Source organism: Antarctobacter albus (assembly GCF_900101505.1).
GTDB lineage: Bacteria > Pseudomonadota > Alphaproteobacteria > Rhodobacterales > Rhodobacteraceae > Antarctobacter > Antarctobacter albus.
In genome coordinates this window covers 94,671-101,441 of record NZ_FMZI01000017.1, presented here as the reverse complement: position 1 = coordinate 101,441, position 6,771 = coordinate 94,671, and the positions used below count along the sequence as shown (strand labels likewise).

The window sequence follows — 6,771 nt, the reverse complement described above, 5'->3', positions numbered from 1 at the left end:
CCCGTCAGCGATTACGTCGGGGCGCGTGCGCTCGTCAGCGGGCTGCCCAACGTGAAATGGCTTCTCGGAGACCGTGGCTACGATGCCGACTGGTTCAGAGAAGCTTTGCAGGACAAGAAGATACGCCCCTGCATCCCGGGCCGGAAGAAACGGAAGACGCCGGTAAAGTATGACAAACGGCGATACAAACGCCGTAATCGCATCGAGATCATGTTCGGCAGGCTCAAGGACTGGCGGCGCGTTGCGACACGCTACGACCGATGCCCGCAGACCTTCTTCTCGGCGATAGCTCTCGCCGCGACCGTCATCTTCTGGCTTTGAGGGAGAACGAGTCCTGAGCCTAGGGTCTTGCGTCCAGTCAGCAGGTCGGCCACATGCACGTCAAGCGCGCCCGCCACGGGAGAGCAGCCAACCCAAGCGCGCCATGTCACCGGTTTAGCCGCCTGGACACCCCATTGAACCTTGAACTCGCCGAAAGGAACGCAGAACGCGAGGGCCTATGCATTGGATGCGCGTCCGTAATCAGGTCTGGGTGCTTGCCGTTCCGCCCCCTCAACAGTGAAAGCGTGTCCGGTCGAAGGAAAAAGCCTTCGGTGCATCGCATTTCCCGAGCCGATAGGGGATCTTGCCGCTGGAAAGCTTGAAGGGGTCGCCGGGCAAATGGGCGACAACCGTGCGCGCCGTAAAAAGACGGGGCGAACAGGTGAAACCTCCGCCCGTTTCCCTTGTAACCGGATTATAGCTGTTGGATGGATGGCTCCAGCAAAGGGACGTCCCACCACCTTCGATTTTCCACATTTCCGGTACGACAACCGTATTGCCTGGATACCAAAGCCACGCTTTCCCGTCGCCGCGGATATAATTGACCTGAAATCCATGCGCGGCGGAAAAGCTGAGATAGGTGACATTGCCACGCGGGTAATCGGGATAGGTCAGCGGTCGGTCGCGCACGTCCGCAATCGATTCCGACAGCAGGTCACCCTTGGGAACACATCCGGCGGCGAGGCATGCCAGAAGGATGATGCACAGAAATCTCAGCATGACAGGGACACCCGAAGGAATTTGTTCTTATTCAGGATTTCTGTCTTGATCGGGGTGTTTTGAGGGCCGGACAAGAACGACAGGATCGACTCGTCCTTGGCTTTGCATCCCGAGATCCTGCTTGCCGCCGCTTCGAGGTCCACAAGGTTGATGGTCTTTGCCGAAGAGTCCCATCCGACCAGAGCATAGGCCTTTTCCGGTGCGACCGCGACGGAGTAGGTCACGCCGTTGATCTTGATGGGAGACCGGCTCGCCCAGATCTCGTTATTGGCTTTGCGGTTCTCCCGTGCCGTTTTCTTGGCGCTGACTTGCGGTTTTGCGACCGGTTCCGGCGATGTGGTTGCGGAATTGCAGGCGCCAAGCGCAAGGGCCGCGACGCAGGCCGCGGAGATCCGAATTCGGAAGGTCATGTAAGAGGGTTCCAATACTGACAAAACAGGGCGCCCCATCTGAATGGAGCGCCCTTCGTCTAAACGTGACGCTTAACAGCGTCAAACAGGATCTCGCCTATTATACCAAGCTGAGGCTGGCGGCGCTTTCCGGCAGTTCCTCGTCAAAGCAGCGCTGGTAGAACTCAGCCACGGTCTGGCGTTCCAACTCGTCGCACTTGTTCAGGAAGGACACGCGGAAGGCATAGCCGACGTTGCGGAAGATCTCGGCGTTGGTGGCCCAGGCGATCACGGTCCGCGGGCTCATGACGGTCGACAACTCGCCGTTCATGAAGGCGCGACGGGTAAAGTCGGCCACGGTCACCATCTGGCGGATCGTCTTGCGGCCCTTCTCGGTGTTGTAGTGGGGCGCCTTGCTGAGGACGATGTTGGTTTCCGCGTCGATCGAGAGATAGTTCAGCGTCGCGACCAGCGACCAGCGGTCCATCTGGCCCTGGTTGATCTGCTGCGTGCCGTGATAGAGGCCTGTCGTATCGCCCAGGCCCACGGTGTTCGACGTCGCGAAGATGCGGAAATACTTGTGCGGGGTGATGACCTCGTTCTGGTCCAGAAGGGTCAGCTTGCCGTCGGTTTCCAGAACCCGCTGGATCACGAACATCACGTCGGCGCGGCCGGCGTCGTATTCGTCAAAGACGATGGCGGTGGGGTTGCGCAGGGCCCAGGGCAGGATGCCCTCCTGGAACTGCGTGACCTGCTTGCCGTCCACCAGCTTGATCGCGTCCTTGCCGATCAGGTCGATCCGGGAGATATGGCTGTCGAGGTTCACGCGCACCGCGGGCCAGTTCAGCCGCGCTGCGACCTGTTCGATGTGAGTCGATTTGCCGGTGCCGTGATAGCCCTGGATCATCACGCGGCGGTTGTTGCGAAAGCCCGCAAGGATCGCCAGCGTCGTGTCGGGGTCGAACTTGTAGGTGGAATCGAGGTCCGGCACACGGTCTGTCCGGTCGGGAAAACCGTGTACGATCATGTCCGTATCGATGCCAAAGACTTCACGGACAGAGATTTCCTCGGTCGGTTTCGCGTTGATATCGATCGTGCCGTCCGCCATTGTTCCCACGTCCCTCTGTCAAAGCTCGAATGCTTCGCGTTAGGTGCAACATATCTTCAGGAGTGGCAAGAGGAAGTGGTGAGACGATCCCTATGACCGCGCAGGATGAAATCGAGGCCCTGCTGAGCCAGGTGGCGGGTGGCGACCGTGGCGCCTTTCGCAGGCTATACGCCGCGATGGCCCCGCGGCTTTACGGCCTCGCACTGCGCATTCTGCGTGATGAAATGCTGGCGCAGGACATTCTCGAAGAGGTTTTCACCGGTGTGTGGAAGGACGCGGGCCAGTATCGTGGCGCGCTGGCGGCGCCCGAAACCTGGCTGGTGACGATCACCCGCGATGCGGCCATCGCGCGGCTGGGCGTGGAACGGGCGGCGGGCCGGATGGCCGGGCCGCTGGAGATCACGGAGCGTCTTTATGCCACGCGCCCGGAGACAGAGGACCTGGCCGGAATGCGGGACGAGGCCCGCGCGCTGGAGGTCTGCCTGCGGGAACTGCCGCGCGCCCGGGCCGACATGTTGCGCCATGCCTATCTCTACGGCGCCACCTACGATGACCTGGCCAGGAGTGCGGGAACCTCGAAGACTGCGTTGCGCGCGGCGGTGCGGACCGACCTTGTCCAGGTGCGTGAGTGCCTGAGCCGATGAACGCCCAGCTGGATACCGGACTGCCCGGCGGTGCCGAGGCGGGCGCGGCCGAGTATTCGCTTGGGCTGATGCCCAAGGCGGAAATCGCCGCCTTCGAGGCGCAACTGGCCGTCGACACGGACCTGCAGCAGGACGTGGCGGCCTGGACAGAGTACTTCGCCAGTTTCACCGACATCATCCCCGCCGAAACGCCACCGCCGCAGGTTTTGCGCCGGATCGAAGGGCAGGTCTTTGGCGCCGAGGATCGTCGCCCGGTGTGGCGTCAGGTACTGCCCTATCTCGTGGGGGCGGTCGCCGGGGCCGCGATTGCCTGGGTCGTGCTGACCTCCGGCCTGTTGGAGACGCCGGCGCCCACGCTGGGTGCGGATCTTGCCGGGGCGGAGGGGCTGGCATTGGACGCGCGGTTTGCGCCCGCGACAGGCGTTCTGACCGTGACCCTCCGGCAGGGCGATGCAGGTGAGGGGCGCGTGCTGGAGCTCTGGTTGCTGCCCGAGGATGGCGCGCCGGTGTCGCTGGCGCTGTTGCGTGACGCCGAGACACTCGTCGCGGTCCCCCCGGCGTTGGCGGAGAGGCTGGATGGGGCGCGTCTGGTGGTCTCTGAAGAGCAGCCAGGCGGATCGCCGGACGGCAGGCCCTCGGGCGATGCCCGGGCCGAAGGCGTCCTGGTCGGGCAATAGCAACGCGCCGGGCGCCCAGCCGGCACGCCAATTGGCCAGGCGGGGTTGCGTCCACGCAGGGCGGGGCCTAACGCTTTGCAGGAAATTCCTTTTGTATTGGAGAGTCGCGATGGTTCGCATGTTCAAATCCGCCCTGGTCACAACCGCCCTTGTTCTGGCTGGCGCACTGCCTGCTGCCGCGCAGCAAGGGCTGGTCGAAGTCCCGATCAACAACTCGTTTTCGGTCAATGAGCTGAACTGGGACAGCGCTCTCGGCAAGGTCGAGTTTGCCTGGGCGGTTCTGGATATCCGGGGTGTGACCTATGTCTGTGGAGCCAGCAGCGCCTCGACCAGCTTTGCCCATCGCAAGACCAAGACCGTCTTTCGCAAGGGCTGGGTCAAGGCCGGCAACACCAAGGTTCTGAAAGACCTGAGCTACTTCACCCGGGCGCCGCGCAACACCGACCTGGGCACGGTCAAGGCGCGCTGCAAGCCGCTACCGGGCAAAGCCGGCGCTGCCAATGACTTCCTGCTGGGGTTCGATCCGGTGCGCGTTCGGCTGTAAGCCCGCTTGCGGGGGGGAATCCGTTAAAGGGCTTGGCAGTTTTGCCTCGCCCGAAAGGGCGGCGGCGCCTATAACGGCGCCGTGACGCCCGCGAACCCAAGGAGAGATCCATGACCGGAGAGCTGTCCCCGATCGACAAGGCCAAGTTCGCCGCGGCGAAACAGGCGGCGTCCCTGGTGGAGTCGGGCATGCGGGTCGGGCTGGGCACGGGATCGACCGCGGCCTGGCTGGTGCGCTGCCTTGGGGAACTGGTGCGCGAGGAGGGGCTGCGCTTTCGCGGGGTGCCGACCTCGAGCAGGACGGCGGACCTGGCGCGCGACGTGGGGATCGAGGTGGTTTCGCTGGACGAGGCGCGCTGGCTGGACCTGACGATCGACGGTGCGGATGAGTTCGATGGTGATCTGAACCTGATCAAGGGCGGCGGCGGCGCGCTGTTGCAGGAAAAGATCGTGGCCACGGCCAGCGACCAGATGGTCGTCATCGCCGATGCCGCCAAAGAAGTGGAAAGGCTGGGAAATTTCCCGCTTCCGGTCGAGGTGATCCCCTTTGGCTGGCAGACGACGCAGGCGCTGATCGAGGAAACGTTGGTGTCGATGGATGTCATGGGACGCCAGACGACGTTGCGGATGAACGGCGAACGGCCTTTCTTCACCGACGAGGGCAACCACATCCTGGACCTGCACCTGGGCCGGATCGGGAATGCCCGGCAACTGGCGATGGTCCTGAACCAGATCCCCGGCGTGGTGGAGAACGGGCTGTTCATCGACATCTGCGACAAGGTCATCATCGGCTATGGCGACGGGCGGGTGGAAACCCGCGACATCAACGCCGGGACGGTGAGCGAAAGCCAGCTGGATTTCGTCGAGGACGACAACATCTTTCGCGACATCTGACCCGGGTCTGACGGTCGGAAAGTGAACCGTTCAGTCTGTACGTTTTGTACAAAACGTACGCTGTTTCCAGCATTTTGTACAAAGTGGCCGGGCAGTCGGGTGACAGCCCGGCCGGTCGATTTCATTCCATCGATTCAGGCACGGCGTATTCGTGGATGAATTCGATCACTGCCCGCGCGTCATCCGCGGCCAGAGTGAAGGCATCCAGCGAGCCGGAGTCCGAGGCATCGGTTCCCCCGAACACCGTGTCGTAGATATCGACGGTTTCGACCACGAAGGACCCGTCGTCCTGCTCGACCAGAACGGAGGCTGTCAAACCATCGTAGGTGTCGGACCGGTCATAGGAGAAATCCGAGTAGTCGATCACCGAATAGGTCACGTCGCCGGAGGTGGTCGTATTGATCCCGAGGAAGGCGTCGATGTAGGCGATCTCGTCGGAGGTGAACGCACCGGTCTTGTCCGTCGCGGCTGCGAGGAAAGCGGCAGCGGCCTCGATGTCCGCGGTGGTGAACGTTCCGTCGACCAGGAAATCGAACTCCGTCCCGACCAGGTCATCGGGCGTAAGACCCGGAATGCTGCCCGTGGTCAGGAGTGAAACGTAGATCGCCAGGTTTTCCAGCGGCGAGTCGATGGTCTTTTCAACGCCATCGAGCGTCAGCACCAGGCGCCCCGCGGCATCCGTGGTGATCGCGGTCGCGCTGGACAGCACTTCGATCACTTCGGCGGCCCGGGTATCCAGGACCTTGTCGGGGGCGCGACCGACATTCAGCCGCCCAAGTTCGACCTCGACCGTCAGGGTCTCGTCGAGCGGATGCCCCTCTTCGTCGAGTGCGATCAGGTTGCCCTCGGCGTCGAGCGGCTGAACAAACCCGTCGTCCGTCAGGATCGGAACGCCGTTCTCGTCGCGCAGGATCACCCAGAGGTCGCCGAAGAGATCGCCCTTGTCCGGACCGGTATTCGCCGGCGGGCCGCCTGCGGTGCCACCGCCGCCGCCGCCACTGGAGGGTCCCGCCGTTGCCGGGCGACCGGTCCCGCGTTCAGCCTCGTCGGTGACGACAACGGGTGCATTGCCGCCACCGCCGCCGGTGATGTCGCGGAAGATAACGCCCAGGTCCCTGTCCGGGCCACGGTCGCCGGGCCCGGCACCGCCGCCGCCAGCACCGCCGCCGCCAGCTCCGCCACCGCCGCCAGCACCTCCGCCGCCGCCTCCGCCGCCGTTACCCTGGGCGTATGCGACATCGGGGGACACGGATGCGGTCGTCAGAACGGCGGCCGCGGAAAACGCAATGAGCAAACCACTTACCGATCCGAGAAACCTGTTTCGACTTTTCATAAGGTAAACTCCTGTATCGAGTGACCGCCAAACGGGCTCACGTTGTTGCAGCGGGACGCCAGCGGTGTGCAGGGGAGTGAAACAGAGCGGACAGGGGAATACATTGACTTGAATCAACCGGCGCTTTGCCGCGCGTTTTCAT

9 protein-coding genes are annotated in these 6,771 nt (G+C 63.2%); 5 read left to right on the top strand and 4 right to left on the bottom strand.

Going from position 1 to position 6,771, the window contains the following annotated elements; all coding sequences use genetic code 11:
- On the top strand, window positions 1-321 hold a 321-nt coding region (locus BLQ71_RS22535), incomplete at its 5' end, for an IS5/IS1182 family transposase (RefSeq protein ID WP_074623335.1).
- 231 nt (window positions 322-552) lie between these two features.
- Here the strand turns inward: BLQ71_RS22535 and BLQ71_RS22530 are convergent.
- The 3 genes from BLQ71_RS22530 to cobS all read right to left on the bottom strand — a co-directional run bounded on the left by BLQ71_RS22530 (window position 553) and on the right by cobS (window position 2,538).
- The gene (locus tag BLQ71_RS22530) at window positions 553-1,041 is read right to left on the bottom strand and encodes a hypothetical protein (protein WP_083342342.1); all 489 of its coding nucleotides are present in this window, start codon (window positions 1,039-1,041) and stop codon (window positions 553-555) included.
- Window positions 1,035-1,451 (bottom strand): hypothetical protein, encoded by a 417-nt coding sequence (locus tag BLQ71_RS22525; RefSeq protein ID WP_043137866.1) that lies wholly within the window; start codon window positions 1,449-1,451, stop codon window positions 1,035-1,037. Before BLQ71_RS22525 ends, BLQ71_RS22530 begins: the two co-directional genes overlap by 7 nt.
- A 100-nt stretch (window positions 1,452-1,551) precedes the next feature.
- Window positions 1,552-2,538 carry a cobaltochelatase subunit CobS gene (gene cobS / locus BLQ71_RS22520; RefSeq protein ID WP_043137864.1) on the bottom strand — a complete coding sequence of 329 codons (987 nt, stop codon included), beginning with the start codon at window positions 2,536-2,538 and terminating at the stop codon, window positions 1,552-1,554.
- Between the two features lie 92 nt (window positions 2,539-2,630).
- On the opposite strand from cobS, the gene BLQ71_RS22515 reads away from it, so the two are divergent.
- The 4 genes from BLQ71_RS22515 to rpiA all read left to right on the top strand — a co-directional run bounded on the left by BLQ71_RS22515 (window position 2,631) and on the right by rpiA (window position 5,296).
- Window positions 2,631-3,182: a sigma-70 family RNA polymerase sigma factor gene (locus tag BLQ71_RS22515; protein ID WP_074623334.1), complete on the top strand. Its 552-nt coding sequence runs from the start codon at window positions 2,631-2,633 to the stop codon at window positions 3,180-3,182.
- The gene (locus BLQ71_RS22510) at window positions 3,167-3,859 is read left to right on the top strand and encodes an anti-sigma factor (protein ID WP_254780734.1); all 693 of its coding nucleotides are present in this window, start codon (window positions 3,167-3,169) and stop codon (window positions 3,857-3,859) included. Before BLQ71_RS22515 ends, BLQ71_RS22510 begins: the two co-directional genes overlap by 16 nt.
- Before the next feature lie 109 nt (window positions 3,860-3,968).
- Entirely contained in the window at window positions 3,969-4,403 is a 435-nt protein-coding gene (locus BLQ71_RS22505; protein WP_074623332.1) for a hypothetical protein, read from the top strand.
- A 110-nt stretch (window positions 4,404-4,513) separates the two neighbouring features.
- Window positions 4,514-5,296 carry a ribose-5-phosphate isomerase RpiA gene (gene rpiA, locus BLQ71_RS22500; RefSeq protein WP_043137859.1) on the top strand — a complete coding sequence of 261 codons (783 nt, stop codon included), beginning with the start codon at window positions 4,514-4,516 and terminating at the stop codon, window positions 5,294-5,296.
- A gap of 121 nt (window positions 5,297-5,417) precedes the next feature.
- Here rpiA and BLQ71_RS22495 read toward each other — a convergent pair whose 3' ends face one another.
- Window positions 5,418-6,545 carry a hypothetical protein gene (locus BLQ71_RS22495; RefSeq protein ID WP_162846291.1) on the bottom strand — a complete coding sequence of 376 codons (1,128 nt, stop codon included), beginning with the start codon at window positions 6,543-6,545 and terminating at the stop codon, window positions 5,418-5,420.
- Window positions 6,546-6,771 lie beyond the last annotated feature (226 nt).

Excerpts from the sequence above, each read along its gene's own strand:
- BLQ71_RS22530 (WP_083342342.1), bottom strand. The coding sequence starts at position 1,041 with ATGCTGAGATTTCTGTGCATCATCCTTCTGGCATGCCTCGCCGCCGGA.
- BLQ71_RS22525 (WP_043137866.1), bottom strand. The coding sequence starts at position 1,451 with ATGACCTTCCGAATTCGGATCTCCGCGGCCTGCGTCGCGGCCCTTGCG.
- cobS (WP_043137864.1), bottom strand. The coding sequence starts at position 2,538 with ATGGCGGACGGCACGATCGATATCAACGCGAAACCGACCGAGGAAATC.
- BLQ71_RS22515 (WP_074623334.1), top strand. The coding sequence starts at position 2,631 with ATGACCGCGCAGGATGAAATCGAGGCCCTGCTGAGCCAGGTGGCGGGT.
- BLQ71_RS22505 (WP_074623332.1), top strand. The coding sequence starts at position 3,969 with ATGGTTCGCATGTTCAAATCCGCCCTGGTCACAACCGCCCTTGTTCTG.
- rpiA (WP_043137859.1), top strand. The coding sequence starts at position 4,514 with ATGACCGGAGAGCTGTCCCCGATCGACAAGGCCAAGTTCGCCGCGGCG.